The 25,815-nt window shown below is 69.9% G+C and carries 24 protein-coding genes; 5 read left to right on the plus strand and 19 right to left on the minus strand.

Translation table 11 applies throughout. The features are described 5' to 3' along the window. Positions 1–529 precede the first annotated feature (529 nt). The 3 genes from Y590_RS07870 (at position 530) to Y590_RS07880 (ending at position 2,404) form a co-directional block, all read left to right on the plus strand. The gene (locus Y590_RS07870; protein ID WP_060772206.1) at positions 530–778 is read left to right on the plus strand and encodes a hypothetical protein; all 249 of its coding nucleotides are present in this window, start codon (positions 530–532) and stop codon (positions 776–778) included. A gap of 278 nt (positions 779–1,056) precedes the next feature. After that, complete coding sequence (locus Y590_RS07875; RefSeq protein ID WP_060772207.1) at positions 1,057–1,293, plus strand: hypothetical protein; 237 nt, start codon at positions 1,057–1,059, stop codon at positions 1,291–1,293. Between the two features lie 187 nt (positions 1,294–1,480). Then, a complete protein-coding gene (locus Y590_RS07880) occupies positions 1,481–2,404 on the plus strand; it encodes a LysR family transcriptional regulator (RefSeq protein WP_060769363.1) in 924 nt (307 codons plus the stop codon). A 12-nt stretch (positions 2,405–2,416) separates the two neighbouring features. Here the strand turns inward: Y590_RS07880 and Y590_RS07885 are convergent, their stop codons facing one another. From Y590_RS07885 to Y590_RS07955, 15 genes are all read right to left on the minus strand, one after another. Beyond that, positions 2,417–5,182: a molybdopterin-dependent oxidoreductase gene (locus Y590_RS07885; protein ID WP_060769364.1), complete on the minus strand. Its 2,766-nt coding sequence runs from the start codon at positions 5,180–5,182 to the stop codon at positions 2,417–2,419. Next, positions 5,179–5,994, minus strand: a complete 816-nt coding sequence (locus Y590_RS07890) for an FAD binding domain-containing protein (protein WP_060769365.1) — start codon at positions 5,992–5,994, stop codon at positions 5,179–5,181. Before Y590_RS07890 ends, Y590_RS07885 begins: the two co-directional genes overlap by 4 nt. A 118-nt stretch (positions 5,995–6,112) precedes the next feature. Further along, complete coding sequence (locus Y590_RS07895; protein ID WP_060769366.1) at positions 6,113–7,102, minus strand: ABC transporter substrate-binding protein; 990 nt, start codon at positions 7,100–7,102, stop codon at positions 6,113–6,115. Positions 7,103–7,218: 116 nt separating this feature from the next. After that, positions 7,219–8,184, minus strand: coding sequence for an ABC transporter permease (locus tag Y590_RS07900; protein ID WP_060769367.1), 966 nt, complete (start codon positions 8,182–8,184; stop codon positions 7,219–7,221). Continuing rightward, on the minus strand, positions 8,181–9,089 hold the full coding sequence (locus tag Y590_RS07905; RefSeq protein WP_056155459.1) for an ABC transporter permease: 909 nt from the start codon (positions 9,087–9,089) through the stop codon (positions 8,181–8,183). The genes Y590_RS07900 and Y590_RS07905 overlap by 4 nt, the downstream gene beginning before the upstream one ends. Continuing rightward, the gene (locus Y590_RS07910) at positions 9,079–9,933 is read right to left on the minus strand and encodes an ABC transporter ATP-binding protein (protein WP_003607674.1); all 855 of its coding nucleotides are present in this window, start codon (positions 9,931–9,933) and stop codon (positions 9,079–9,081) included. Before Y590_RS07910 ends, Y590_RS07905 begins: the two co-directional genes overlap by 11 nt. A 203-nt stretch (positions 9,934–10,136) precedes the next feature. Further along, positions 10,137–10,742: an NADH-dependent FMN reductase RutF gene (rutF, locus tag Y590_RS07915; protein ID WP_060769368.1), complete on the minus strand. Its 606-nt coding sequence runs from the start codon at positions 10,740–10,742 to the stop codon at positions 10,137–10,139. Between the two features lie 30 nt (positions 10,743–10,772). After that, on the minus strand, positions 10,773–11,555 hold the full coding sequence (gene rutD / locus Y590_RS07920) for a pyrimidine utilization protein D (RefSeq protein ID WP_060769369.1): 783 nt from the start codon (positions 11,553–11,555) through the stop codon (positions 10,773–10,775). A gap of 4 nt (positions 11,556–11,559) precedes the next feature. After that, a complete protein-coding gene (rutC, locus tag Y590_RS07925; RefSeq protein ID WP_060769370.1) occupies positions 11,560–11,952 on the minus strand; it encodes a pyrimidine utilization protein C in 393 nt (130 codons plus the stop codon). Positions 11,953–11,967: 15 nt separating this feature from the next. Next, complete coding sequence (gene rutB, locus Y590_RS07930) at positions 11,968–12,714, minus strand: pyrimidine utilization protein B (protein ID WP_060769371.1); 747 nt, start codon at positions 12,712–12,714, stop codon at positions 11,968–11,970. Continuing rightward, entirely contained in the window at positions 12,714–13,808 is a 1,095-nt protein-coding gene (gene rutA, locus Y590_RS07935; protein ID WP_042509163.1) for a pyrimidine utilization protein A, read from the minus strand. The genes rutB and rutA overlap by 1 nt, the downstream gene beginning before the upstream one ends. Positions 13,809–14,058: 250 nt before the next feature. Beyond that, positions 14,059–14,700 carry an HTH-type transcriptional regulator RutR gene (rutR, locus tag Y590_RS07940; RefSeq protein ID WP_060769372.1) on the minus strand — a complete coding sequence of 214 codons (642 nt, stop codon included), beginning with the start codon at positions 14,698–14,700 and terminating at the stop codon, positions 14,059–14,061. Positions 14,701–14,826: 126 nt separating this feature from the next. After that, complete coding sequence (locus tag Y590_RS07945; RefSeq protein ID WP_060769373.1) at positions 14,827–15,324, minus strand: ureidoglycolate lyase; 498 nt, start codon at positions 15,322–15,324, stop codon at positions 14,827–14,829. Further along, on the minus strand, positions 15,321–16,160 hold the full coding sequence (locus Y590_RS07950) for a bifunctional allantoicase/(S)-ureidoglycine aminohydrolase (protein WP_060769374.1): 840 nt from the start codon (positions 16,158–16,160) through the stop codon (positions 15,321–15,323). The genes Y590_RS07945 and Y590_RS07950 overlap by 4 nt, the downstream gene beginning before the upstream one ends. Before the next feature lie 46 nt (positions 16,161–16,206). Then, positions 16,207–17,457, minus strand: a complete 1,251-nt coding sequence (locus Y590_RS07955; protein ID WP_060769375.1) for a urate hydroxylase PuuD — start codon at positions 17,455–17,457, stop codon at positions 16,207–16,209. A 134-nt stretch (positions 17,458–17,591) separates the two neighbouring features. Between Y590_RS07955 and Y590_RS07960 the strand changes: the two genes are divergently transcribed. After that, entirely contained in the window at positions 17,592–18,524 is a 933-nt protein-coding gene (locus Y590_RS07960; RefSeq protein WP_060769376.1) for a LysR family transcriptional regulator, read from the plus strand. A 325-nt stretch (positions 18,525–18,849) separates the two neighbouring features. On the opposite strand, the gene Y590_RS26370 is transcribed toward Y590_RS07960, so the two are convergent. After that, a complete protein-coding gene (locus tag Y590_RS26370; protein ID WP_144439949.1) occupies positions 18,850–19,380 on the minus strand; it encodes a dienelactone hydrolase family protein in 531 nt (176 codons plus the stop codon). 118 nt (positions 19,381–19,498) lie between these two features. Next, positions 19,499–20,911 carry an allantoinase PuuE gene (puuE, locus tag Y590_RS07965; protein WP_060769377.1) on the minus strand — a complete coding sequence of 471 codons (1,413 nt, stop codon included), beginning with the start codon at positions 20,909–20,911 and terminating at the stop codon, positions 19,499–19,501. Between the two features lie 236 nt (positions 20,912–21,147). Here puuE and uraH point away from each other — a divergent pair, with 236 nt between their 5' ends. After that, entirely contained in the window at positions 21,148–21,543 is a 396-nt protein-coding gene (uraH, locus tag Y590_RS07970; RefSeq protein WP_060769378.1) for a hydroxyisourate hydrolase, read from the plus strand. Positions 21,544–22,734: 1,191 nt separating this feature from the next. Here the strand turns inward: uraH and Y590_RS07975 are convergent. Together Y590_RS07975 and Y590_RS07980 are read right to left on the minus strand one after the other, a co-directional pair. Beyond that, on the minus strand, positions 22,735–23,454 hold the full coding sequence (locus Y590_RS07975; protein ID WP_158509740.1) for a FecR family protein: 720 nt from the start codon (positions 23,452–23,454) through the stop codon (positions 22,735–22,737). A 149-nt stretch (positions 23,455–23,603) separates the two neighbouring features. Next, entirely contained in the window at positions 23,604–25,523 is a 1,920-nt protein-coding gene (locus Y590_RS07980; RefSeq protein WP_210172760.1) for a glycosyltransferase, read from the minus strand. Between the last annotated feature and the right edge of the window lie 292 nt (positions 25,524–25,815).

A 25,815-nucleotide genomic window follows, 5' to 3' on the forward strand; every position in this document is an offset into this window, starting at 1 on the left:
CAGTGGGCCGCTCGACGCCGACTTGGTCGGTCTCCGCCGCCTGTGCCGGGTGCCCTCCGCCAGCGTGCGGACGAGCGGGTTGGCGATCGAGATGCCGGGCGCCGCGTGCGTTTCGATATATGCTTCAGCCTCTCCGCGTCGGTGAACCGTCAGAAGCACGATGCCGACATCGATGAAACCGTCGCAAGAGGGATGCCGCCCTATAAAGCTCTGAGCGGTGAGGCCGCCCCGCATTGGGGGGCACGGAAAGGGGAATGGGTGCGCAACAGCACTCCTCGCGAAAGAGGCGTGCCAGGTTCCCCGCTTTGTCGAAAAATTCTGCAAATTCGTTCTAAAGCCATATAAAAATTGGTGTTTTCAGGTTCGAACGCCGAGGGGCTCGAACCCCACATCGCGGCTGTGCCGTATCTATGTGCACAGGGCCAAAGCACTTCCTGTTGTTTTGCGAGGCATCGATGCTCAGTTTCTGGGACATACGACGTCGGATGTTCTGATCGCGACGCCGCAGCCCGACTCGGAGATTGACGACATGATCTCACGCATTGCCGCAGGCGCGATCCTCGGCCTCGCCCTCACCACCGCGGTTTCGGCCCAGAGCTACAACGCGCCGGCCGGCATCCCTGCCGTCACGGCTCCGGGCGGCCTCGTCGGCATCGCCGGCCCGGGCAATGTCGAGCGCTACCTGGATCGTGACGGCCGCCACGGCACGGTGTCTGTCGATGGCGTCTACACCACCGGCTCCACCGTGCGGGGCGCTCGCGCCGATCACCGGCGCTGACGCATCCAAACGATCTGACGACCTCCGTCTCGACGGCCCGAAGGGCCGGCCGCACACCAAAGCGGTCGGCCCTTTTCATTGGCCCAATCGGGCCCACTCGCCCGATTTCGAACGGGCCCGGCCTCGCCAAGGCCGGAGACTCACCTTCGGCTTTTCAACTTTCTCGAACGGTTCGTTCGATCTTATTCCAGTTTTCGGAAAGCTCAGACGGGTCCATCTTCGCTGCATCAGAGGACGGATGAACCGGCCGTCCCCGCCACTCGCCGATGGAGTATCCCATGACCCGCATCATTGCCGCTCTCGCTTTCTCCCTCGCCGTCGGTGTGACCGGCCCGGCCTTGGCCCAGAGCTACAACGCCCCGGCGGGCATCCCCGCCGTCACTGCCCCGGGTGGCCTCATCGCCGATGTCGGTGCCGTGCAGCGTTCCTCGGCGCGCGATGCCCGTCTAGGAACCCTGCCGGCGGACGCTGAGCTGAACACCGGCTCGGTGCGGCGGATGCATCACGCACGCTGACGGCCGTCCGTTCGAGCGAAACGCCCGATCGCCGGGATTCCTCGGCGCGGATGGTCCCGAAATCCGTGCGCATCCTGAAGCCGGCCCTCGCGAGGGGGTCGGCTTCGGTCGTTCTCGGCCGCGGCTTCGCGCTTGCTTGTCGGAGGTCTCGCCGCGGCGGCGGGACGCCGGGTTGGGGGCAGAGCGCATGCAGGGTCCGGGGACGCCGACACTCGACCAGCTCCGGGTCTTCCTCACCGTGGTGGAGGCCGGCAGCTTCGCCGCGGCCGGGCGGCGGCTGAACCGCGCGACCTCCGTCATCAGCTACACGATCGCCAATCTGGAGCTTCAGCTGGGTCTGGCCTTGTTCGACCGCGAGGCGACGCGCCGGCCCCAGCTCACCGAAGGCGGCCGGGCGGTGCTGGCGGAGGCCCGCACCGTTGCCCACGGCATCGACACGCTGCGGGCCAAGGTCAGCGGCCTGCTCAGCGGTCTCGAAGCCGAACTCGGCTTCGTGTCGAGCGTGCTGATGCCCGGCGCCCGGCTCATCGACGCGCTCACCGCGTTCCAGGCCGCCTTCCCGACCGTGTCCCTGCGCCTCAATGTCGAGGCGCTCGGTGCAGCTCAGCAATTCGTCACGGACGGCCGGGCCGATCTCGGGATCACCGTGGAATTGTGGACCCGCGACAGCGACCCGCTCGAATTGATCTCTGTGGGCGAGGTCGAGATGCTGCCCGTGGCCGCGCCGAACCATCCCCTTGCCGGGGCGGACGGCCTGGTGCCGGGGGCGGCGCGCGAGCATGTCCAGCTCGTCATCACCGATCGCTCCCCGCTGTCGCAGGACCAGGAGTTCGGTGTGGTCGCCAACCGCACGTGGCGGCTGTCGGATCTGAGCACAAAGCACACCCTGCTGCTCGCCGGGATCGGCTGGGGCAGCATGCCCGCGCACATGGTCGAGGCGGACATCGCCGCGGGCCGCCTCGTCGAGCTGAACCTGCCCGAGGCCCGGCGCCGCCGGCTGCCGCTCACCGTGATCTACCGCACCGACCATCCCCCGGGACCGGCCGGGCGCTGGCTGATCCGCCGCTTGGTCGAGCAGGCGGAGCGCGAGGCGGCGGCGCGGGCGGCCTGACGGGCGAAGAGGTCATGCGTCCGCCGTCTCCTGCGCCGCCATGACCTGGCGAAAAATCCGGTCGGGGGCGAACGGCGTCGCGGTCAGCCGCGCGCCGGTGGCGTCGCGGATCGCGTTGGCCAGGGCGGCGGCGACGGGGTTGTAGGGCGCCTCGCTCATCGATTTCGCGCCCAGCGGACCGACCGTGTCGTGGGTGTCGGCGAACAGAACCTCGGTCACCGGCACGTCGGCCATCGCCGGGATGTGGTAGTTGCGCAAGGTCCGCGTGACGACCGCGCCCGCTTCGTCGAAGCGATAGTCCTCGTGGAGGGCCGCACCGAGCGCCTGCGCCACCCCGCCCTCGATCTGCCCGCGGCACTGCACCGGGTTGATGACCCGGCCGGCATCCGCCGCCTGGACGCTTCTGAGGATGCGGATCTCGCCGGTCTGCGGATGGACGGCCACGCGAAAGGCCTGGACGTTGAAGGCGACCGAGCGTGGCGTCCCGTCGGCCTCGCCCGCGGCCTCAAAAGCGGCGCCCTGTGCGAGGGTGGTCAGGGCGATGAGGCCGGCGGGCGTCTCGACGCCGTCGCGGGTCAGGCGGCACGCGTCCGCCTTGACGCCGGACCGCTCGGCGGCGGCCGCGCGAAGCTGGTCCGCGAGCGCCGTGGCCGCGCGGACATTCGCTTGGCCCGCCACCACGGTGCCCGTGCTGCCGTAGGCGCCGGTATCGTGCCGGACGGCGTCGGTGTCGGCCTGGATCAGGCGGATGCGCTCGGGCGTGGTGCCGAGCACCTCGGCGGCGATCTGTCCGTGCACGGTGCTGGTGCCGTTGCCGAACTCGGCGGTGCCGACCGCGAGGGCATAGGTTCCGTCCGGTTCGAGACGGATGCGGGCATGGGCGACGTGGCCGCGCGGCGGGATCGTGTCGATCATGGCCATCGCCATGCCCTCGCCGACGCGCCAGTCCGGCCCCGGCGGCGCCTCGCCGCTGCCGTCCGCCAGGGCGGCCTGGGCGAGGTCGAGGCACTGGTCGAGCCCGTAGGAGCCGTAGACGACGTCGTGCGGCTCCAGGCTCGTCGACACCATCGGGTCGCCGGGCCGCACCGCGTTGAGGCGGCGCATCGCGAACGGGTCGATCCCGAGAGCCCGGGCCAGTTCGTCCAGCGCCGACTCCACGGCGAAGATGGTCTGGCTCAGACCGTACCCGCGAAAGGCCCCGGACGGCAGGGTGTGGGTGTGGACGGCGTAGCCCTCCACCCGCTTGTTCGGGCAGGCATAGGCGGCGATGCTCTCGTTGCAGCCGTGGTGCAGCACACCGCCGGCATGGTTGCCGTAGGCGCCGGTGTTCGAGAGCACTTTCAGTGAGAGCGCGGTGAGGCGCCCGTCGGCCCGCGCGCCGGCCTTCACCCGCACCCGCATCGGATGGCGTGTCGTCGCCGCGCAAAAATTCTCCTCGCGGGTCATCTCGTAGGAGACCGGGCGGCCGGTCCGCAGCACGGCGAGCGCCACGAGATCCTCGGTCAGCATCTCCTGCTTGCCGCCGAAGCCGCCGCCGACCCGGCCGCAGAGCACGCGCACCCGGTCCCGGTCGAGATCGAACAGGCGGCACAGGGCGTCGCGGGTCAGGAAGGGCACCTGCGTCGAGGAGCGCAGGGTCAGCCGCCCGTCCGCGTCGAGCCAGCCGAGCGCGCCGTGCGTTTCGAGATGCACGTGCTGCACCCGCTGCGAGACGTACTCCGCCTCGTGGATATGGTCGGCTTGGCCGAAGCCTTCCTCGACATCGCCGATGTCCCCGTGCGCCTCGGCGGCGAGGTTCGGGTGGGCGAGGAGCGGCGGTGCATCGTCGCCGGGCCGCGGCGGGTCGCGGTCGGCCGGATCGTGGACGAGGGGCGCATCCGGGTGCAAAGCCGCCTCCGGATCGAACACGGCGGGCCGCACGTCGTATTCCACCCGCAGCGCTTGCACGCCCATGGCTGCCGCCGCCACGCTGTCGGCGACCACCACCGCGACGCGCTGGCCGTGGAAGCGGATCACGGAATCGAGCACGCTCGTGTCGGCGGCGTCGTCCAGGGGGTTCTCGTGCCGCCCGGTCGAGAAGCGGCGGTGTGGGACGTCCTCGTGGGCGAGCACCGCGACCACGCCGGGCACCGCCAGCGCCGCCGCCCGGTCGATGCTCCGGATACGGGCATGGGCGTGGGGCGCGCGCAGCACCTTCAGGTGCAGCAGACCCGGCACGGCGGTGTCGAAGGTGTAGGCAGCCCGGCCGGAGACGAGGGCGCGGCTCGCCGGGGCCGGCAGGGAGCGGCCGACCGGGCCGCCCTCCGCCATCTGCGAAGAATCGGCATGGGCGATCCCCGCCACCGCGTCGCGGATCGCCCGGTAGCCGGTGCAGCGGCAGAGATTGCCCTTGAGCGCCGTGCCGAGATCCTGCCGCTGGCCCTGGTCGAGGGCGGCCGCCGTCATGATCATGCCCGGCGTGCAGAAGCCGCACTGGAAGCCCTGCGCGGCGCAGAACGCGTCCTGCATCGGGTGGAGGTGTTCGGGCGGCCCGTCCCCCGGTGCGCAGGGGCCGGCGAGGCCCTCGATCGTGGTGACGCCGCGCCCCTCCGCCAGGAAGGCGGGCATGAGGCAGGAATGGACCGGCTCGCCATCGAGATGGACGGTGCAGGCGCCGCAATCGCCCGCGTCGCACCCCTTCTTGACCCCGAACCAGCCGAGATCCCGCAGCAGCGTGCGCAGGCACTGGCCGGGCCGGGCTGCGGCCTCCTGAACTTGCCCGTTGACGGTGAGCCTCATCGGGCGAGTTCCTCCCGGATCTCTTCGGCGAGCCGCCCGGTGACGTGACGGCGCCAATCCGGGGCGCCGTGGACGTCGTCGTACCAGCCGTCCGCAGGGATCGCGGCCGCGATCACGCCTTGCAGAGCATCCATCGTCGGCAGGGCGTCGAAGCCGAACTGGACCGGGCGCGGCGTCGAAGCCGTCACGGTGAGGGCGAAGGCGCCGCCCCGGTCGCGTGTTCCGATGACCAGCGCGCCCGAGCGGCCTTCGGGAGAGAGGGCGATACGGCGGAAGGCCGTGCGCCGCCGCAGGGCCGTCGCCGGCAGTTCGATACAGCGCAGGATCTCGCCGGGCTCCAGCGCCGTGCACTGCGGCCCCAGCACGAAGTTGATGACGGCGAGGCGCCGCTCGCTGCCATCGGGGCGGTGCAGCACGCAGGTGCCGTCAAGGGCGGCGGTGAGCGCGATCATCGGGCCGGCTGGCAGGGCGAGGCAGAGGTTGCCGCCGACGCTCGCCCGCTTCCAGATCTTGAACGAGCCGAGCAGGGCCCGGCAACACTGCCCGACGAGCGGCGCGGCGATCCATTCCTTCGGCAGGTCGAGCCGGTCGAGTTCGGCGATGGTCCCCGTCGCCGACAGGCGCAGGCCGGCCTCGGACCGCTCGGCCGCCGGCCAGCCGAGAGCGGACAGGTCGATCAGCCGGGCCAGGGCGGGCTGCGGCTCGGAGAACAGCCACGTCCCGCCCGCGAGCCACGCATCGCCCTCGCGCCAAGGGGGCAACGCGTCGAGGGAGCCCGGTCTCAGGACGGCGGTGATCGTGTCGAGATCCATCGGGGAGGCCGGGCTGCAAGACTTCGTTCGAGGCTTCGTTCGACGGCGGAGACGGCCGAAGCCGCCTTATACGACGTCCGGGGCAGCGCGGCGCCGGGCGTCGCCGCCGCTTCCGGCGCTATTGACCCTCGGCCGCCGTCACCGCATGCGTCCAGGCCCCCTCGGGCTTGCGGGTGATGACGGGCTGGTCGGTGCCGCCGGCGAGCAGGATGGCGACGGTGCGCTCGTAATCGGCGGGGTCGAGCCGGCCGCCGGACGTGTCGAGCAGCTTGGCGATCTCGCGCATCATCCGCTTCTGGTGCGTTTCGGTCTGGGCGCCGCTGGCGTCGTTCTCCAGCACGATCTCGGCCGCCTCGTCGGGATGGGCGGCGGCATAGGCCCAGCCCTTCTCGGAGGCCGCCACGAACTTCGCCAGCCGGGCGACAAAGGCCTTGTCCTTCAGCTTCGGTTCGAGGGCGTAGAGCCCGTCTTCGAGCGCGGCGACGCCCTGGTCCTCGTAGCGGAAGACGACGAGCTGCTCCGGCTTGAAGCCGGCATCGATCACCTGCCAGTACTCGTTGTAGCTCATGGTCGAGACGCAGTCGGTCTGCTTCTGGATCAGCGGATCGACGTTGAAGCCCTGCTTCAGCACCGTCACGCCACCGGGCGAACCGTCGGTCTTGAGGCCGAGCTTGGCCATCCAGGCCAGGAACGGGTACTCGTTGCCGGCGTACCAGACCCCGAGCGTCCGGCCTTTCAGGTCGGCGGGCGACTTGATGCCGGTATCCGCCCGGCAGGTCAGCATCAGGCCCGACTTCTTGAACGGCTGCGCGATGTTGACGAGCGGCACGCCCTTCTCGCGCGAGGCCAGCGCCGAGGGCATCCAATCGACGACGACGTCGGCGCCGCCGCCCGCGATGACCTGGGGCGGGGCCACGTCGGGCCCACCCGGCTTGATCGTCACGTCGAGCCCGGCCTCCTTGTAGAAGCCCTTGGCCTGCGCGACGTAGTAGCCGGCAAACTGTGCCTGGGGCACCCATTTGAGCTGGAGCGTCACCTTCTCCGCCGCCCGCGCGCCGCCCGCGGCGAGCCCGAGCAGCGCCGCCCCGGCGCAGAGGAGCGCTCTCATCGTTTTCCCCGCCGTTTTCCCCGCCATCTCAGCCTCCTTCAACCTGTCCCCTTCGGGACTTTCCCCTGCGGCCTTCGGCCGTGGTTTTTTCGAACGGATGCGGGCGGACCCCGCCGTCAGCCGGCGCGCACCGATGGGTGCCAGCCGGTCGCGGCGCGCTCGGCCAGGGCGATGAAGCCGTAGAAGGCCGACCCCGCCAGGGCCGCCAGCACGATCTCGGCCCAGACCATGTCGAGGGAGAGCCGCGCCGCCTCGATCGAGATGCGGAAGCCCATGCCGACGATGGGCGTGCCGAAGAACTCGGCCACGATCGCCCCGATCAGCGCCAGGGTCGCGTTGACCTTCAGGGCGGTGAACAGGAAGGGCAGGGCCATGGGCAGGCGCAGGCTCAGGAGCGTGCGCGCATAGCCCGCCGCGTAGGTGCGCATCAGATCGCGCTCGATCGAACCCGTGGCGGCGAGGCCGGCGCCGGCCTGCACCAGCATCGGGAAGAAGGTCATCACGGCGACCACCGCGGCCTTCGACGGCCAGTCGAAGCCGAACCACATCACCATGATCGGGGCGATGCCGACGATCGGCAGCGCGGAGGCGACGTTCGCCACCGGTAGGAGGCCGCGCCCGAGCACGGGCAGCCGGTCGGCCAGGATCGCGACGCCGAGGCCCGACAGGCAGCCGATAACGTAGCCCGGCAGGGCCGATTTCAGGCAGGTCTGGACGAAATCCGCCCCAAGGATGGGCAGCGCCGTGGCGAAGCGCGCGGCGATCGCCGAGGGTGGCGGCATCAGCACGGCGGGCACCCCCGCACCCACGACGACGACCTCCCACAGCACCAGCACGAGGGCGCCGAACAGCAGCGGCACGGCGAGCCGCACGAGGCGGCGGCCGGCCGCCGTGCCCGGCTCCAGGGCGGCGAGGTCGCGCGCGGCCAGCGTGGCGGCGAGCCAGACCAGGAACGCGGCGAGCCAGAAGCCCGGCCCCGCCGCGCCGGCCAGACCGGGCCGGTGGGCGGCGATGGCGAGCGCTGCCCCGCCGATCAGCGCGGCGGGCGTGAGCAGGCCGATCCGTGCGGCGCGATGCGTCATCGGGCACTTCCTGCTGCGGGCCGGGCGCCGAGGGCGCGGGCGCTCGCACGTTCCGCGAGGCCGATCCCCTGGACGAGCAGCGCCGAGAGCGCCGCCGCCGCGAACAGGGCTGCCCAAATCTGGATCGTCTGGCCGTAATAGGAGCCGGCGAGCAGCCGCGCCCCGAGCCCGGCCTGCGCCCCGGTCGGCAATTCGGCGACGATGGTGCCGACGAGGCTCGCCGCCACCGCGATCTTCAGGCTCGCGAACAGGTAGGGCAGGGCGGCCGGCCAGCGCAGCCGCGCCAGGATCTGCCCGCGCGAGGCCGAGTAGGTCCGCATCAAGTCGCGCTGGATCCGGTCGGGGGCGTTCAGCCCCTTCACCATGCCGACCGTGACGGGGAAGAAGCAGAGATAGGCCGCGATCACCGCCTTCGGCAGCAGGCCGGTCAGGCCGGCCGCGCCGAGCGCCACGATGATGATCGGCGCCACGGCCAGGATCGGCACGGTCTGCGAGGCGACGATCCAGGGCATCAGGCTCGCCTCGACGCTGCGCAGATGCACGATCGCGACCGCGAGCGCGATGCCGAGCAGCGAGCCGAGGGCGAAGCCGGTGAGCGTCGCCGAGAGGGTGACCCAGGCGTGGTAGACGAGGCTGCGCTTCGAACTCAGCGGCACGCCGAGGACGCTGCGCGACAGTTCTGAGACCACCTGATGCGGTGCGGGCACGACGGGCCGCTCCTGCGCCATCGTTGCCGCGGCGATGCCCGCGGCGTCGGGCGTCGCGCCGGCCCGCACCAGGGCGTCCGCGGCGCCGTTCCAGTTGCCGAGCAGGGCGGCGAGATACCAGCCAGCGAGCAGCGCCAGCACGACGCCGGCCACCGGCAGCGCCCGGCCGCGGGGAAAGGACGCCGCCTTACGCGTCATAGGCGTGACCGGCGCGCAGGCCCTCGCGCACCCGCTGGCCGAGCCGCAGGAACTCGGGCGTCTCGCGGATCTCCAGCGGACGCTCCCGCCCGAGCGCGGTGCAATCGACGATGTCGATGATGCGCCCCGGGCGCGGCGACATCACCACGACGCGGGTCGAGAGGTAGACCGCCTCGGGGATCGAGTGGGTGACGAACAGGACCGTCTTGGCGGTCTTGCGCCACAGCGCGAGGAGCTGCGCGTTGAGGTGGTCGCGCACGATCTCGTCCAGCGCCCCGAAGGGCTCGTCCATCAGCAGCAGCTTCGGATCGAAGCAGAGGGCGCGGGCGATCGAGGCCCGCTGCTGCATGCCGCCGGAGAGCTGCCAGGGGAACTTGTTGGCAAAGCCGGTGAGCTGGACGAGGTCGAGGAAATGCGCCACGCGCTCCCGCCGCTCGGCGCGCGGCACGCCGAAGATCTCGAGCGGCAGGGCGACGTTGCGGGCGATGGTCCGCCAGGGATAGAGCGCCGGCGCCTGGAACACGAAGCCGTAGTCGCGCCGCAGCCGCGCCGCCTCGGCGCCGACGCCGTTGACCGTCAGTTCGCCGCCGGTCGGCTGTTCGAGATCGGCGACGCAGCGCAACAGCGTGGTCTTGCCGCAGCCGGACGGGCCGATGAAGGAGACGAATTCGCCCGGCGCCACCGCGAGATCGACATCGGCAAGCGCGTGAACCGGCCCGTCGGCGGTGGTGTAGGTCAGGGACAGTCCGCGCGCGGCGATGACGGGCGCCGCCGGCACCGCGCGCGGCGCCGGTGGCTCGAATTCGGGCGGCTGTTTGAGGGCGAGGGCGCCGGCACGCGACATGGCAGGCTTTCGTTCCGTGGGTTTCGGGTCGGCTCTCGATCGGGCGTCCGGGAGCCGGGGGCAGGCCGAGGGGGCAGGGGAAGAGGGGAGGGCGGGCCCGCCGCCGGACATCGTCGCAGCACCGGATCGAGCATTTTCCGTGCCGTCCGGGCCGAACGGCGCGAAGGCGCCCGGCGGCCGGGATGCGATGCGCCGGTCCCGGCTCAGGCGCTCCTGAGGGCCAAAGCCGGCCCTTCGGCGGGCCGGGCTCCGACGGCGCGGGGCGCGCGCGCCGGCTCGGCCGGGGCGGATCCGCTCCGCGGCGTGCGGGGGAGCGTGCGGTAGCGGCGCTCGCTGTAGAGCAGCGCGTCGGCCTGCCCCGAAGCGGCGACGACCTCGACCGCGCAGTAGAGCACGTCGTGGCTGCCGACGGCGTGGCGCCCGACGATGCGGCAATCGAAGCTGACGAGGGCGTCGGCCAGCGCGGGCGCCCCGCTGCGCAGCCGCCGCCACGTGCCCGCCGCGAAGCGCTCGTCCACGGGCGTGCGCCCTCCGAACAGGCTCGCCACCGTCTCGTGGCCCTCGCCGAGGGTGTTCACGCACAGCGTCCCGTTCTGGGTGAGGGCGGCGTAGGCGGAGGAGGCGCGGTTGATGCAGACGAGCAGCGTCGGCGGCGCGTCGCTGACGCTGCACACGGCCGAGGCGGTGAAGCCGGCCCGCCCGCCCGGACCGTCGGTGGTGATCAGATGCACCGCGCTCGCGAGCCGGGACATCGCCTCGCGGTAGGCGGCCGCATCGACGGGGACGGCGGCGCTCTCAGACTCGGTCATGGCGGCGGCCTTTCGTGAGGTCGGGTCGCTTCAGGGACTTGCGAGGAAGTCGAGGAGCGTGCGGTTGAAGGCTTCGGGGCGGGTGACGCTGTGGGCGTGGCCGCCCTCGGGCGCGAGGTCGAGGCGGGCGTTGGGGAGCCCGGCCGCGAGGATTTCCGAGGCGGTGAAGGGCACGAGCACGTCGTCGCGCGCGGCCATGAGCAGGGTCTCGTGCGGGATGCGCCCGAGCGCGGCCGTCGCGTCGAAGGTTTCCAGGGCGGCGATGCGGGCCAGCGCCGTCCGCGTGCCCGGGAAATGCGCCAGCGCCTGCGCCTCGTCGTCCGCGACCCGCGCGGCGTTCTCGGAGAGCCAGGGCGCCGGGTAGAGGAAGATCGCTTGGGCGCGGACGAACGCCTCGGGGCCGGCGTGCCGGAGCAGCGCCTTGCGGGCGGCAAAGCAGCGGCGCGTCGCCGGGTCCATCACCGCCCAACCGTTGATCACCACGATCCGCCCGACCCGTTCGGGATGGGTGAGGGCGAGTTGCAGGGCGATGAGGCCGCCCAGAGCATGACCGACGATGTCGGCCGTGCCGATGTCGAGATGGTCGAGCAGGGCGAGGACGTCGCGGGCCATGGCCGCGATGTCGTGGCCCGGTTCGAGCGGACCCGGCGAGCGCCCGGTGCCGCGGTGATCGTAGGTGACGACCCGGAAGCGCTCGGCCAGCACCGGCACTTGCGGCGCGAAGTAATGGGCCGAGCCGCCGAGCCCGGGCGAGAGCAGCACGGGGCGCCCGCCGGCCGGCCCGTGCACTTCGTGATGGACGGGCGCGGCCATCGGCTCAGACCGGCTTGCCGATATGAGCGACCGAGGCGATCTCGACGAGTGCCGTCGGCTTCACCAGCCCGCACTGGATGCAGTAGCGCGCCGGCTTCTCGCCGGGGAAGTACGTGGCGTAGACGGCGTTGATGGCGCCGTAATCGGCCCAATCCTTGAGGAAGATGTGGTTGAAGGTGACGTCGTCCATCGAGCCGCCCGCGGCCTCGACGACGCCCTTGATCGTCTCCAGCACGTGCCGGGTCTGCGCGCCGGCATCACCCTCGTGGACGACGTTCGCCTCCGCATCGAGCGGCAGGGTGCCGGAGACGTAGAGCACGCCGTCGGCGAGGGTGCCGGGCACGTAGGGCGCGAGCGGCTTGCCGGTGCCGGGCGGGATCACGACGGTCTTGGGCATAGGGGCGGTCTCCGGTCAGGCGGGGATGCGGCGGGCTTCGTCGGAGCTGAGCGCGGCCTCGAAGGCGGCGACATCCGACACCCAGCCGAAGAAGGTCTCGATGTTGCGCAGCGCGCCCTCCTGCAGGGCGGGCGGGCCGGCCTGGTGGGTGGCGTCGGCGAGCACGATTCCGAAATACTCGCGGTGGTAGCCGTCGCGCAGGGTCGATTCCACGCAGACATTCGTGGCGATGCCGGTGAAGACCAGCGTGCGGATGCCGCGCGCCCGCAGCATGCTGTCCAGCGGCGTGTTGTAGAAGCCGCTGTAGCGGGGCTTGGGCAGGACGATGTCGCCGGGCTCAGGGCTCAGCGCATCGACGAGGGCGTAATCCCACGTGCCTTTGGCCAGGAGCCGCTGGTTCATCTCCGGCCGGCGGCGCATGGTCTTGAGCGCGTTCGACTTGTGCCAGTTCGGCGAGCCCGGCCCTCCGGCCTCGACGTAGTCCGGGTCCCAGCCGTTCTGGAACCAGACCACGCGGATGCCGGCCGCGCGGGCCGCCGCCACGGCCCGGGCGATCCGCTCGATCACCGGCCCGGTCGCCGAGACGTCGAAGCCGGCGAGATCGAGATAGCCGCCTTTAGTCGCGTAGGCGTTCTGCATGTCGACGACGATGAGCACGGTCGTGTCCGCGTCGAAGGCGATCGGCTCGGGCCGCGCCGGCAGCGTGACCGCGCCGTGGCGGCCGGACGGATCGCGGTAGCCCGCAGGGGCATCGGCTTCCATCACGCCACCTCCGCCAGTGCTTCGCCGGTGACGTGCCGGCGCGAGCGCATCAGCGGCTGGATCTTCGTGCCGAAATCGTCGAGGCCCTTCAGGAAGTCGTCGAAGACCAGCAGCACGCCGCCGGTGCCCGGCACCGTCACCACCTCGTCGAGCAGGGCGGCGACGGTGGCGTGGGAGCCGACCAGGGTGCCCATGTTGATGTTCACCGCCGAGGTCGGGTCGGCCATCTGGCGGATGTTGGTGTCGGCACCGGACTTGGTGTCGGCCGCGCCCTGGAGGCCGAGCCAGGCGATCGCCTCCGCGTCGGCGCCGGCCTTGTAGTGCTCCCACTTGGCGCGGGCCGCCTCGTCGGTCTCGTCGCTGATGACCATGAACAGGACGTAGGAGGACACATCGCGGCCGGTCTTCGCCTTGGCCTCCTCCAGCCGCTCCACGGTCGGGGCGAAGGCGGTCGGCGTGTTGACCCCCTTGCCGAAGCAGAAATTGTAGTCGGCATAGGTCGCGGTGAAGGCCATGCCGGCGGCGCTCTGCCCGGCGCAGATGATCTTCATCTCCGCCTGCGGGCGCGGGCTCAGGCGGCAATCCTCCATCTGGAAGAATTCGCCCTTGAGATCGCTGCGGCCGGTCTCCCACAGCTCGCGCAGAACCTGCGCGTATTCGGAAAGATACTCGTAGCGGCGGCCGAAATACTCGTCGCCGGGCCACAGGCCCATCTGCGCGTATTCCGGCCGCTGCCAGCCGGTGACGAGATTGAGGCCGAAGCGGCCGTTCGAGATCGAGTCGATGGTGGAGGCCATGCGCGCGACGATCGCCGGCGGCAGGCACAGGGTCGGGGCCGTGGCGTAGAGCTTGATCCGGCTCGTGACCGCGGCAAGCCCTGCCATCAGCGTGAACGATTCGAGGTTGTGATCCCAGAATTCGGTCTTGCCGCCGAAGCCGCGCAGCTTGATCATCGAGAGCACGAAGTCGAGACCGTGCTGTTCCGCCTTGAGCGTGATCTGCTTGTTGAGATCGAAGCTCGGCATGTACTGCGGCGCATTCTCCGAGAGGAGCCAGCCGTTGTTTCCGATCGGGATGAAGACGCCGATATTCATCGTGTGATCTTTGGCGTGATCTTTGGCCTGGGTCATGACAAACCCTCGCTCACTCGTCCGGCCGGCGCTTCGAGGGGCCGGCGACAGGTCTGGACGGTAGCGAATCAGACCATTTGGTCAAACTCTGAGAGCCGATATTTGACCGTTTGCACAAACTCTCCGCGCGATGCCCGCGCGGCGGGCCGTTTCTGCTTACGCTTGGTGCGATTCTCGCCGACGTCGTCTGGTATCGAAACGGAAGAAAGGCGAATCAGGTCAGTCCGAGGCTCGCCAGGATCAGTCTCTGGGTGCTCTCCACCGTCTGCTCGAAGAAGGCCTCGTCGCTGAGATCGCGCCCGGTGATGGCCTCCACCTGCACCGCGAAGTCGGCAAAGTGCTGGGTGACGGCCCAGATCGCGAAGACGAGGTGGCGGGGATCGTGCGGGGCGATGCGCCCGTCGGCGATCCAGCCGCGCAGCACCGCGGCCTTGGCCTCGACCAAGTCCCGCAGGGGACCTTCGAGTTCGGCCCGCAGGAGCGGCGCGCCCTGCACGATCTCCAGGCAGAACAGCCGCGAGGCCCGCGGCGCGTCCCGCGACAGCGTGATCTTCGAGCGGATGTAGCGCTTGAGCGCCTCGGACGGCTCGGATTCCGCGTCGAGCGCATGGAGCGGGTCGAGCCAGACATCGAGCACGCGCCGCAGCACGGCGACGTAGAGGTCTTCCTTGGTGCGGAAGTAGTAGAGCAGGTTCGTCTTCGAGAGCCCGGCGCGCAGGGCGATCTGGTCGAGGCTGGCGCCGTGCAGGCCGACGGTCGAGAAGATCTCCAGGCCGGCATCAAGCACGGCTTCCCGGCGCAGGGCACCGTCGCGTCGCTGTCGGCGCGCCGGGGCCCCGATCTCGCTTCCGACCACGCCCGACCCTCCCGATCCGTCACCGTCCCCGCGCGGCTCTCGGATCACGTATCCGATCCCGCGCGCGCGACCAATCGCCGGCACCGCGCAGCGACCGGGCCGCTCCTCCCGCGCGGTCGAAGACCGTCAGGCGTGCGCGATGATCCAGGGCTCGCCGAAGGGATGCTCCTCCAGGTTCACCCCTGGGCCGCCCCGGTCGATCACCCAGAAATCCTGGGGGCGGTCGAGCGGTGTGAGAACGCCGTGCCACGTGCCGAGCGCGTAGCAGACGCCCTGGCCGGGAGCGGTGAGGAAGGCCCGCGGCCGACCGGGCTTGCCGCCCTCGTCCGGGCAGACGACGACGAGGAACGGCGCGACATTCAGGGGGATGAAGGCCTGGGCTCCGAGCGGGTGTCGCTCGACGAGGCTCAGGCGGAGCGGCAGCGCGTAGGGATCGGCCTCGACGAAGCCGATCACCACCTGCCCCTCCGCGCCCGCGACGACCACCCGCGCGAGGTCGTGGAAGCGGCGGGCCCGGCCGCCGTTCATCGGCTGCGGGGCGACGGCCGCCCTGTCGATCACCGTGCCGAACGGCGCGAAGGCTTCCCGCGTCAGCGGCTCGACGGGGATCCGCCGTTCGCTCATCGGAAGGCTCCGAACGGCGCGAGCGAAGCGTGCCGGTTCACGTCCTTGTAGAGCAGGTAGCGGAAGGGGCCGGGGCCGCCCGCGTAGCAGGCTTGCGGGCAGAAGGCGCGCAGCCACAGGAAGTCGCCGGCCTCCACCTCGACCCAGTCGCGGTTGAGCCGGTAGACCGCCTTGCCCTCCAGCACGAACAGGCCGTGCTCCATCACATGCGTCTCCTCGAATGGGATCGAGGCGCCGGGCCGCAGGGTGACGATGTTGACGTGCATGTCGTGGCGCACGTCCTCGGGCGAGACGAAGCGGGTGGTGGCCCAGGCGCCGTCGGTGCCCGGCATCGCCACCGGGGCGATCTCGGATTCGTGGGTGACGAGGGCCGGCGGGCAGGCGAGGCCCTCGACGCGCTCGTATGCCTTGCGGATCCAGTGGAAGCGCGCCGGCTCGGACCCTTCGCCGTGCAGGCTCCAGGCCGCCCCCGGGGGCAGGTAGACGTAGCTACCGGGGCGCAGGGCATGCGCCTGTCCTTCGAGGACGAGGCGGAGGCGACCGCCGACCACGAACAGTACGCCCTCGGCGCGTGGGTCCGGCTCCGGCCGCTCGCTGCCGCCGCCGGGCGCCACCTCCATCAGGTACTGCGCGAAGGTTTCGGAGAAACCCGACAGGGGCCGCGACAGCATCCAGGCCCGCGTGCCCTCCCAGAACGGCAGTACGCTCGTGACGATGTCGCGCATCACCCCCTTCGGGATGACGGCGTAGGCCTCGGTGAATACGGCCCGGCCCGTCATCAGCGCCGTCTGGGGAGGCAGGCCGCCGCAGGGCGGATTGTAGGGGGAAGCGGTCATTCGGAGGAATTCCGTTGTCGTGAATGGCGAAGTCGGGGCGGGGATCTCAGTGCGCAGCGTCCGCCAGCCAGGCTGCGATCACGCCGCGCTCCGCCTCGGTCATCTCGGTCACGTTGTTGGGCGGCATGTTGTGCGTCAGCACGACCTGCCGCCGGATCGCTTCGGCCTGACGGCCGATGGCCTCGGCGGTATCGAGCCGAACGCCCTTCGGCGCGACGCCGATCCCGTCCCAGATCGGCTCGGCTGCGTGGCACATGGCGCAGCGCCCCGCGACGAGTTCGACGATGGAGTCCGGCGGTGCAGCGCCCCCGTGACCGGCCGAGGCGAGGGCGGTGGCCGGCGGGCCTTCGGCCTGCGCCGGCAGCCCCAGCACCGCACGCCCCCCGGCGCTTCCGGCGACGGCGAGGACGAAGGCGGCGGCCAGACCCGCCGAGGCCGCGGCCCAGGCCCACCAGGGCGAGCGGGCGTGGTCGGCATGGCGCACGTTGTAGAAGTAGCGGATCACCGCGCCCGAGGCGGTGACCAGCGCGACGATGAGCGGAATCGTCGCCTTCGATTCGAACAGCATCGGGTAATGGTTCGCGATCATCAGGAGGACGACCGGCAGGGTCAGGTAGTTGTTCTGCGCCGAGCGTTGCTTGGCCTGCTTGCCCAGCTTCGGGTCCGGCCGCTCGCCCTTCAGCAGCGCGGCGACGACCTTGCGCTGGTTCGGGATGATGATGAAGAAGACGTTGCCGGCCATCCAGGTCGCCATCAGGGCGCCGGTATGGATCAGGGCGCCGCGGCCGCTGAACACCTGCGAGAAGCCGAAGGCGGCGAACGTGATGGCCAGCAGGCCGACCGTGGCGAGGCCGGCCTCGCTCTCGCCGAGCCTTGAGCGGCAGATGCGGTCATAGACGAGCCAGCCGAGCGCCAGCGCCCCGACGCCGAGCGCCGCCGCGACCGGGGCCGACAGGTCCATCACCGCCGGATCGACGAGGTAGAGCCGCGATTGCGCGTAGTAGATCCAGGCCAGCAGCACGAAGCCCGACAGCCACGTCGTATAGGCCTGCCACTTGTGCCAGGTGAGGTCCGGGGAGAGGTGCTCCGGCGCGACGAAATACTTGCGCATCTCGTAGAAGCCGCCGCCATGCACCTGCCAAGCCGCGGCGCCTTCCCCGGCCGGGATGTCCGGCGTCCGCTTCAGCGACGCGTCGAGATGCATGAAGAAGAACGACGAGCCGATCCAGGCCATCGCCGCGACGATGTGGAGCCAGCGCAGCAGCAGGCTCCCCCATTCCCAGACGAAGCTCTCCACGGCCTCTCCCTCCAGTGTCCGGCTGCAATTCTACCGCTGCCGGCGGGCCTGTATGCCCATCAAATTCCTTGCCAGTTTTCGAAATTTTCGCGAGATCGGGGCCGTGTCGGGAGGCCGCAGGGCTCGGAGGGCGGATGCTGTCCCTGGAGAGTGTTCGCATCTTCATGCGCGCGGCGGAGAGCGGCAGCTTCTCGGCGGCCGGCCGCTCGCTGCGCCTGTCGCCCTCGGTGGTCAGCTACCGCATTCAGACGCTGGAGGAGCATCTCGGCTGCCTGCTGCTCACCCGCACGACGCGGCGGATGAACCTGACGGAAGCCGGCCGCGTCTTCTACGACCGCTGCCTCGACATCGCCGCCTCCGTGGAGCGGGCGGAGAAGAGCGTCGAGACCCAGGGCGCCGCGCCGCGCGGGACGCTGAAGGTCACCGCCCCGCTGACCCTGGGCCGGCGCGTCGTGGCGCCGCTGATCCCCGCCTTCCGCGAGCGCCATCCGGAGGCCGACGTCCACCTCCGGCTGTCCGATCATCTGCTCGACCTCGTGCAGGAGGCGGTCGACGTGGCGGTCCGCCTCGCGCAGATGCGCGACTCGACCTTCACCCTGCGCAAGGTCGCCGATGTCGAACGGATCCTGTGCGCGTCCCCGGGCTATCTCGCCGCGCATCCCGCCCCCGAGAGCCCGGCGGACCTCATCGATCATGCCTGCCTGCTGCTGCGCTTCCCCGGATCCGAGCAGTTCCGCTGGAGCCTGCGCGACGGCGACGAGGTCGTGACGCTGCCGGTCTCCGGGCGCATCGACGCGGATGACGGTGACGTGCTGACGGAATGGGCGCTCCAGGGGCAGGGCATCGCCCTCAAGCCCGTCTTCGAAGTGGCGCCCTACCTCGCCGACGGCCGCCTCGTGCCGGTCCTGCCGGGCACGCCGCCGACACCGGTGACCCTCGGCGTGGTTTATCCCTCGCGAAAGATGCTGCCGGCCCGCGCCAAGACCTTCATCGAGATGACGACCGAGGCCCTGCGCGCCCATGTCGGCGCCGGGCTCGACCTGATCGGCCGGCGCTTAGCGCGGTAGGGTTGGGCGCCGACCGGCTTGATCGAGGGGAGCTGTGGGAGGATTTTTTGAAACACGCACGGCCGGGTGGAAGCAGTGATTCTATATAAATCATCTGGATAAATGATTATTGTATTTATTGGGGAATTTGAATTCTTTATGATTGTAATCTGCGGAATTATATAAATACTCAATGAAGTGCAGCCTTAAATAACGCATGAGGCGCTGCGCCCAATCTTTTTCAGCAATATCTGCGGGGAGCGGGCTTCGGTGCTACCGTGGGAACCAGACGTTCGAGTCGCCGGTAACGCGGCGGACTTAAAAGTTGGCATAAAAGATTTGATTATCAATTCGTTAGCGCGACAATCACGTCCGATTGATATGTTGAGGAGAATGCGCAGTCATCTTCGTTGTAAAAATCATGTCCCAGGCCCTCGTAAATGATCGAATGACTTGGGATCGAACGGCACCATTCTTCGTCAGGCCGGTGAGGGTCACGCTCGCCCCAAAGTGTGAACGTTGGGATACTAAGAATCGTACGCTCATGGCGTAAGCGAGTGGAGGATACGCAGATGAGCTTCTTCAGCGGCAAACCTTCCCTCGCGGCTCGCCACAGGACTGTTCCCCCGGCGCTGAAGCCTAACCCAATTGAATCTTCATTTGAGTAACGGTGCAGCCGAGAAATGGCCTGATGCATGCCCCCTTGCTCGAAGAGATGATTATGTAATTCCGATCCGCTGGGGAACGGCGAATCGCACAGACTGCTCAAGCTGAATAAATTGGCATTCGTGCGCTTCAATAGCCAGCCTAGGTTCTTTGGGTGGTCAAAAATATCCGAAACAATCAACAATCGCATCAGCTTGCCTTTTGCGCGCATGACTGGATATCAGGACGGTTCATTTGAAAAAAGACTTTGGACAAATCATATGCCGTTGGCCGACCAAGCAGCCTGAAAGCAAGTTTCTGGGGCTGCTGAGGGACGGAGGCAAACGGGATCAGCTCTCCGAGGGCAGCCGGTCCTTCAGGCGCAGCCACGCGATCCGCTCGATCTGGCGCAAAGCCTCCTGGAATTCCTGCTCGGGATCGTTGCGCAGCCGCTGCTCGAACGCCGTCAGGATCGCCTCGCGGCCGCTGCCCTTGATGGCCATGACGAAGGGCAGGTCGAAGCGCGCGTGGTAGGCCGCATTCAGCCGCTCGAACCGCGCCAGCGCCTCGGCCGAGAGCGCGCCGAGGCCGGCGCTGCCCTGCTCGGCGGTGGAGTCTTGCGTCAACTGCCCCGCCTGGGCGAGCCGCCCCGCGAGTTCGGGATGGGCGCGGATGAGGGCGCGCTGCTGCTCGGCGGGCCGGCTGCGCAGGGCGCCGACGAGGGCGGCATGGAGCCCTTCCGCGCTGTCCTCGCGGGCGGTGAGGCCCGCCTGCCACGCCCGGAGCGCGATCTCCGGCGTGTCCTCGAAGATGTCGCCGAACCGGGTGAGGAACTGCGCCGCGCTCATGGTGCTCGGGCGTAGGGCTTCGGCCGGGTGCCGCGCCGTCCAGTGCCGGGCGATATCGATGCGGCGCGCCAGCCAGACGCCGTCATGGGCGGCGACGTGGTCGAGGAAGCGCGCGAGCGCGGCGATGCGGCCGGGCCGGCCGACCAGGCGGCAGTGCAGCCCCACCGACATCATCTTCGGCGCGGCGGCGCCCTCCGCGTAGAGCGCGTCGAAGCTGTCGCGCAGGTAGGTGAAGAAGTGCTCGCCGGTGTTGAAGCCCTGCGCGGTGGCGAAGCGCATGTCGTTCGCATCGAGGGTGTAGGGCACCACGAGGCCGGTGCCGGCCCGCCCGTACAGCCAGTAGGGCAGGTCGTCGGCGTAGGAATCGGCGAGATAGGCAAAGCCCCGTTCCAGGCCGAGTTCCAGCGTGTTGACGGAGGAGCGGCCGGTATACCAGCCGAGGGGGCGCTCGCCCGTCACCTCCTCGTGCAGGCGGATCGCCGCATCCATCTGCGCGGCCTCCTCCGCCCGCTTCATGTCGCGGTAATCGATCCATTTCAGGCCGTGGCTGGCGATCTCCCAATCCGCCTCCCGCATCGCGGCCACGACCTCCGGGTTGCGCGCGAGCGCGGTGGCGACGCCGAACACGGTCACCGGCACGCCCCGCTCGGTGAACAGGCGCCAGAGTCGCCAGAACCCGGCGCGGGCGCCGTACTCGTAGAGCGATTCCATGTTCATGTGGCGCAGGCCCGGCCAGGGCGCGGCGCCGACGATCTCGGACAGGAACGCCTCGGAGGCCGCATCCCCATGCAGGATGCAGTTCTCGCCCCCCTCCTCGTAGTTGAGCACGATCTGCACGGCGATCCGGGCGCCGCCGGGCCAATCCGCCTGCGGCACGTTGCGGCCGTATCCGATCAGGTCGCGGGAGGTGTGCATCGATGACCCCGGGTCTGCCGCGCAGGTGCGCGGATCGTTCCGACTCGCTTCGGAAGGTTGCCAAGATGCAACGATAGCGCCGCGCGGATTCCGGATCTGTCGGACTTTTCGAAAGCTGCTCCCGAAAATCCGGGTTGGTGCGGGGGAGACGATCTGCAAGGGTTGCGGTGCCGGCAAAGCGCGCCCCTCGGGCAGCCGCTCGTCGCCCGGCAACTCCGGTGGAGGAACCGCATCCCATGGCCGTCGCAAACCCCGCCGCACCAATGGATGCCCGGCGACTCACGACCCACGTGCTCGACACGGCCGCCGGACGCCCGGCGGCGGGACTGACCCTTCATCTCCTGCGCATCGAGGGCGAATCCCGCACGCTCCTCAAGACGGCCGCCACCAATGCCGACGGCCGCTGCGACGCGCCCCTCCTCTCGGGCGAGGCGATGGCGCCCGGCATCTACGAGATCGCCTTCGAGGTCGGCGCCTATTTCGCCCGCGCCGCCGGCGGCGAGCCGCCGTCCTTCCTCGACATCGTGCCCGTGCGCTTCCGGATCGCGCCGCAGGGTCCGGACGCTCCCGCTCATCTCCACGTGCCGCTCCTGATTTCCCCCTACGGTTACAGCACCTATCGCGGAAGCTGAGCCCCGGACGGCTCCGCCGCTGACGCCGCTCGGCTCCACGCGGGCGCCGAGTTCAAAGTGCGTGCAGGGTCAGGGGCAGGTGTCGTGCAGCAGGCCGACGCCGAGGCAGCCCGCAGGGTGAGAGCATCGAAGGGCGGCAGCCTCGTCACGGCCACGGGCTCGACGCCTCCGCGATCCTCGATCAGGCAGAGGCAGGGCGGAACAAGCCGCCCGACACCTTCCGATGGAACGAAGACACGCCACCGCTCACAGCAGCCCTCGCACGGGCTCCGGGCACCGCACGAGCGGATCGCGACCGAGAACGGCGGGATCCGATCGAGGGGACGTCGCGGTGCCTGCGCCGCCGCGGCAGGTCGCGTTCTAATCGGAGGACTTAGAGCATCGTCCTGGATCCCTGATCCACGACGATGCTTGAGGCTCTTGTTTTCGCATCATCTTTTTTCCGAAAGCCGGCGACCACCTTTCGGGACGATGCTCTCGGTCTCTCCCAAAACGCTCGCCGCGCCGTCATCGCCAGAGCGAGAACGGTCGGAGACCGGGCGTTTCGGGCGGCACTCTTATGCTGCCCAGGCCAGAATCAAGACGCCGCTGAGGAACATGGCATAGGTCGCGAGCAGCGCGGAAATTTCACGGTGCTTCGACACGACGGCGCGGGAGACGGACAGCATGGCGGCGATCAATCACGAGGTGACCGGATCAGGCTGATAGCCAAACCTTGACGGATTTGGAGAGGTTGGCGCCCTGTTTCACAAGAAAAGACGAAGTGTTGCGCGCTGGCGACTCTTTTCCGGGGGGCGGGCCGTGATGCGCGTGTCCCGCACGGGCCCCGCCCGGCGGGTTTCCGGCCGGTCCGATGGCAGCATACCCGCGCCCGACGCCATGACGGTGGAACCCGCGTCGCCTTGAGCGCGCATTCCGGCGAAGTGATCGCCGGTTCTTTGGAATGTGCGCCAAAGCAGTGGACCGGAGATGTCCGCCCGATGTCTTCAGGTCGGATAGGGCTCCGGTCGTCAGGCGGCGGCCCGAACGTTCGACAGGAAGAACAGAACCTCCCCGCGCAGTGCGTTCGACGTGTCCGGAAGAGTCACCGCGGGTGGTGAAGGTGGGCTCTGTCACGAGGCTTTTGCCGGAGACGACCGGCCGGAATTGGGAAGGAGGCGGCCCCGCGCAGGCTTGCGTTCGGAGATGGCCTCAGCGGCCGCACAGCGCCGCGAAGGCGGCGGGCTGCGGTCCGCTGCCCTTCTCCGAGAAGCGGGTCGGCGTGCACAGGCCGGGATTGGCTCCGCAATAGCCACCGAAGCTGAAACGGGTCGCGGAGCCGGGCCGGGCCGGGCTCACGCCGCCGGCGGTCACGATGGCGACAGCGCCGGGCTGGTCCAGGGTGAGGCAGGCCTGCGGGCTGGCTTGGCGGGTGCAGACCCGGACCTCGCCGTCGACGAGGGTGATCACCGAGCGCGCGCCCGTCGTCCAGACATCGAACACCGTTCCCCGGACGCCGATCGTCGCGACGGGCGTCTTGATCTCGTAGGCCTTCTTGTCGAGGTCGCCGGTGACGAAGCGGTAGGTGCCCTTCAACAGGTTGAGCGCCACCTTCCCGGCCGGCCGCTCGTCCGAATAGACGTACTGGCTGAGGGCGATGCGTGCGTTCGGCCCGATCGAGAGATTGGTCTGGTCGAGGAAGACGAGCTTGGCGAGGCTGTCCGCCCCGGTCTGCACCGCCTCGTCGCGGAACACCGTGTCGCCCTCGGCGAGGCTGTTCTTCTGCGCCCCCTTCAGGCGGGACACGTCGTTCTTCACGACCGTCGTCGCGCCGATCTGCTGGGCCGATACCGGTCCGGCCAGGCCGAGCGCGAGGCCGAGCGCGACGCCATTGCCCAAGCCGGTGACACAGATCCGTCTGGCAAGGCTCATCGCGGCGCGGTCCATGGGGAAGTCACACTATCGTAGACGCGAAACCGGCCGCGGCAACGCTGCCACAAGCTTTTCCCGGCGGTGTTGCAAATCGACGGCGCGTGCGCGACCCGGTTTCGAAGTGTCCGCGTCGGGCCAAGACAGGGAGCCTACGGGGCACCCCCGGCATCCGAGGCCGACGGATCGGGCCGGTAGAGGTCGCGTAGATCGGCGCCGGTCTGCTGCCGGATGGTCGCGATCGCCTCCGGCGGCAGGGCCTCGATCCAGGCCCGGAAGCCGGCGTGGTCGGGTTGGTCCCGGGCGCCGGCGGGCGGCGTCTCGCCGAGCGCCCGATAGGCGGCCGCGTAGGTGGCGATGCGGTTGACCGTCGCCGACTGGGTCCGGCCCATGGCACGGCCGCTCGCCCTTGCGCCGAGCAGGAACACGCGGTCTTCGATCTCGGCCAGCGGCCGGGGCGTCAGCGCCCAATGGCCGAACAGGCGAAAACCCGCCGGAAGGAACAGGTAGCCGCTGGCATCGACGAAGCGGTCCGCGGCTTCCTCGGGAAGCGGCAGAGCGGTCAGGTCGGGGCGCCGGAGCCGGCGGGAGGCCGTGACGATCCCGCACCGCTCGAACCCGACGCGGAGCGCCGCCGTGAGGCAGCGTTCGATATGGTCCGGATCGTACCAGCACCCGGCATCGAGGAAGCAGACGGCCGTATAGCCCTTCGCGGCCGCGAGCAGCCCGCCGGCCGCCCAGGCCGCGCGGGTGCCCGTTTCATGGCCCCCGCCGAGGCGGATGTGACCGGCGACCCGAGCATCCAGCCCCTCCTGCGGCGGGCCCTCCGCGATCAGGAGATGGTCCGCCGCCACGGTCTGGCCGGCCACCGAGGCGATGCAGCGCCGGAGCGTCTCGGAATCGTCCGCGCGGTAGGCCGTCACCACAGCGATCCGCGGGGTGCGGTCCTTCAGCGTCCCGGTCCAGAGCGAGCCGCGCGCCTGCAGGCGGTCATAGGCGTAGTCGCGGTTGGCCCGCACCCGCTCGCGGGTCGGCGGATCGAGGTGTTCGCGCGACAGGATGATCGCGCAGGCGACGAGGCAGTCCATGTCGCGGCCTGCCCAGTAGGCATTGACCGCGAACTCGTCGAGCAATCCGATCTCGTAGATCCAGGGCTGAAGGAACAGGCCGGCCTCCGGCTGCGGACGACCGAGCCCGCCTTGCGCGGCCGCGAGCCCGCGGTCCCACGCGCCGCGCTGGCGGCAGATCAGGGCGGCGGCATGATGCGCCTCGGCGCGTTCCGGCACGGCCGCGATCGCGCGGTCGAGCACCGACAGGACCGCCTGCGTCGGCGCGCCTTGGTGTGCCATCAGCTTGCCGGCGTTGAGCCCGCTCTCGAACACCTCCTGTTCCCAGAAGCCGAGTTCGGACCGCGCGCGATAGGCCTCGATCGCCTGATCAAACCGGCCGGCGTCGCGCAGGCTCTGGGCGAGGTAGAAGGTGTAGCGGGCGCGCAGGAACGGATCGTCCTCGCCGGCCAAAGCCGCCTCGAGCAGGGCGGCGTCGCGGGCGAATGTTTCGGGATCGCGCGAGCGCGCCCCGTCACCGCCATAGACGACGTGCAGCCCGGCCGCGACGTCGTGCGACCGCGCGGTGGCCGGGATGTCGAGAAACTCGTGCAGCACCGAGCGGTAGCGGAAGGCCAGACGGTTCGAGAAGAGCTGTGGGCGGCGGTACACGGCCGGCCCGTGATGGATGGCGAGGTCGTAGACGTCGGCCACCAAGCCGGCCTTGAAGGCCACCGGGTCGAAACCGGGCGCGAAGACGAGCCGGTCATCCGCATCGATCACCAGCGCGTAGTCGATCGCGGGGTTCCGGCGCAGGGCCGCGAGCGCCGCACTGCGGTTGTGGGCGAAGTCCTGCCACGGCTCTGCGATCACCGAGCCGGGAATCCCGTGGCGGGCGAGATAGGTGCGCACGATCTCCGGTGTGCCGTCCCCGGAGCCGGTATCGACGATGAGAGCGGCGTCGATGAGCGGGCGGACGCTGTCGAGGCAGCGCTCCACGACATGCGCCTCGTCCCTGACAATCATGCACAGGCCGATCGTCGGCATCCGCCCCCTCATGCCCCGATGTCCGAACGGGTCCGACGCCTGTCCGCATCACCGATCTCCGTCTCGATCCTGGGGAAACACGACCGGATGACGTCGGCAAGAGACCCGCAGTCCTGTTGCCCATTTGCCACGCATCGTGAGGTTTCCGTATCCTCCGCATCCAGAAGACGGGCAAGGCCGACAGTGTCCGGCTTCATGGCAAGGGATCAAGACGGTATCGTCCCGCGGCCATCGACTGGGCATGACAGCAAAGGCGCAATCATTCCGCCGG

Origin of the sequence: Methylobacterium sp. AMS5, assembly GCF_001542815.1 — a bacterium.
Lineage (GTDB): Bacteria > Pseudomonadota > Alphaproteobacteria > Rhizobiales > Beijerinckiaceae > Methylobacterium.

Coding starts and splice junctions, on each gene's coding strand:
- Y590_RS07870 (WP_060772206.1), top strand. CDS start 530: ATGATCTCACGCATTGCCGCAGGCGCGATCCTCGGCCTCGCCCTCACC.
- Y590_RS07875 (WP_060772207.1), top strand. CDS start 1,057: ATGACCCGCATCATTGCCGCTCTCGCTTTCTCCCTCGCCGTCGGTGTG.
- Y590_RS07880 (WP_060769363.1), top strand. CDS start 1,481: ATGCAGGGTCCGGGGACGCCGACACTCGACCAGCTCCGGGTCTTCCTC.
- Y590_RS07885 (WP_060769364.1), bottom strand. CDS start 5,182: ATGAGGCTCACCGTCAACGGGCAAGTTCAGGAGGCCGCAGCCCGGCCC.
- Y590_RS07890 (WP_060769365.1), bottom strand. CDS start 5,994: ATGGATCTCGACACGATCACCGCCGTCCTGAGACCGGGCTCCCTCGAC.
- Y590_RS07895 (WP_060769366.1), bottom strand. CDS start 7,102: ATGAGAGCGCTCCTCTGCGCCGGGGCGGCGCTGCTCGGGCTCGCCGCG.
- Y590_RS07900 (WP_060769367.1), bottom strand. CDS start 8,184: ATGACGCATCGCGCCGCACGGATCGGCCTGCTCACGCCCGCCGCGCTG.
- Y590_RS07905 (WP_056155459.1), bottom strand. CDS start 9,089: ATGACGCGTAAGGCGGCGTCCTTTCCCCGCGGCCGGGCGCTGCCGGTG.
- Y590_RS07910 (WP_003607674.1), bottom strand. CDS start 9,933: ATGTCGCGTGCCGGCGCCCTCGCCCTCAAACAGCCGCCCGAATTCGAG.
- rutF (WP_060769368.1), bottom strand. CDS start 10,742: ATGACCGAGTCTGAGAGCGCCGCCGTCCCCGTCGATGCGGCCGCCTAC.
- rutD (WP_060769369.1), bottom strand. CDS start 11,555: ATGGCCGCGCCCGTCCATCACGAAGTGCACGGGCCGGCCGGCGGGCGC.
- rutC (WP_060769370.1), bottom strand. CDS start 11,952: ATGCCCAAGACCGTCGTGATCCCGCCCGGCACCGGCAAGCCGCTCGCG.
- rutB (WP_060769371.1), bottom strand. CDS start 12,714: ATGGAAGCCGATGCCCCTGCGGGCTACCGCGATCCGTCCGGCCGCCAC.
- rutA (WP_042509163.1), bottom strand. CDS start 13,808: ATGAATATCGGCGTCTTCATCCCGATCGGAAACAACGGCTGGCTCCTC.
- Y590_RS07945 (WP_060769373.1), bottom strand. CDS start 15,324: ATGAGCGAACGGCGGATCCCCGTCGAGCCGCTGACGCGGGAAGCCTTC.
- Y590_RS07950 (WP_060769374.1), bottom strand. CDS start 16,160: ATGACCGCTTCCCCCTACAATCCGCCCTGCGGCGGCCTGCCTCCCCAG.
- Y590_RS07960 (WP_060769376.1), top strand. CDS start 17,592: ATGCTGTCCCTGGAGAGTGTTCGCATCTTCATGCGCGCGGCGGAGAGC.
- Y590_RS26370 (WP_144439949.1), bottom strand. CDS start 19,380: ATGCGCGCAAAAGGCAAGCTGATGCGATTGTTGATTGTTTCGGATATT.
- puuE (WP_060769377.1), bottom strand. CDS start 20,911: ATGCACACCTCCCGCGACCTGATCGGATACGGCCGCAACGTGCCGCAG.
- uraH (WP_060769378.1), top strand. CDS start 21,148: ATGGCCGTCGCAAACCCCGCCGCACCAATGGATGCCCGGCGACTCACG.
- Y590_RS07975 (WP_158509740.1), bottom strand. CDS start 23,454: ATGAGCCTTGCCAGACGGATCTGTGTCACCGGCTTGGGCAATGGCGTC.
- Y590_RS07980 (WP_210172760.1), bottom strand. CDS start 25,523: ATGATTGTCAGGGACGAGGCGCATGTCGTGGAGCGCTGCCTCGACAGC.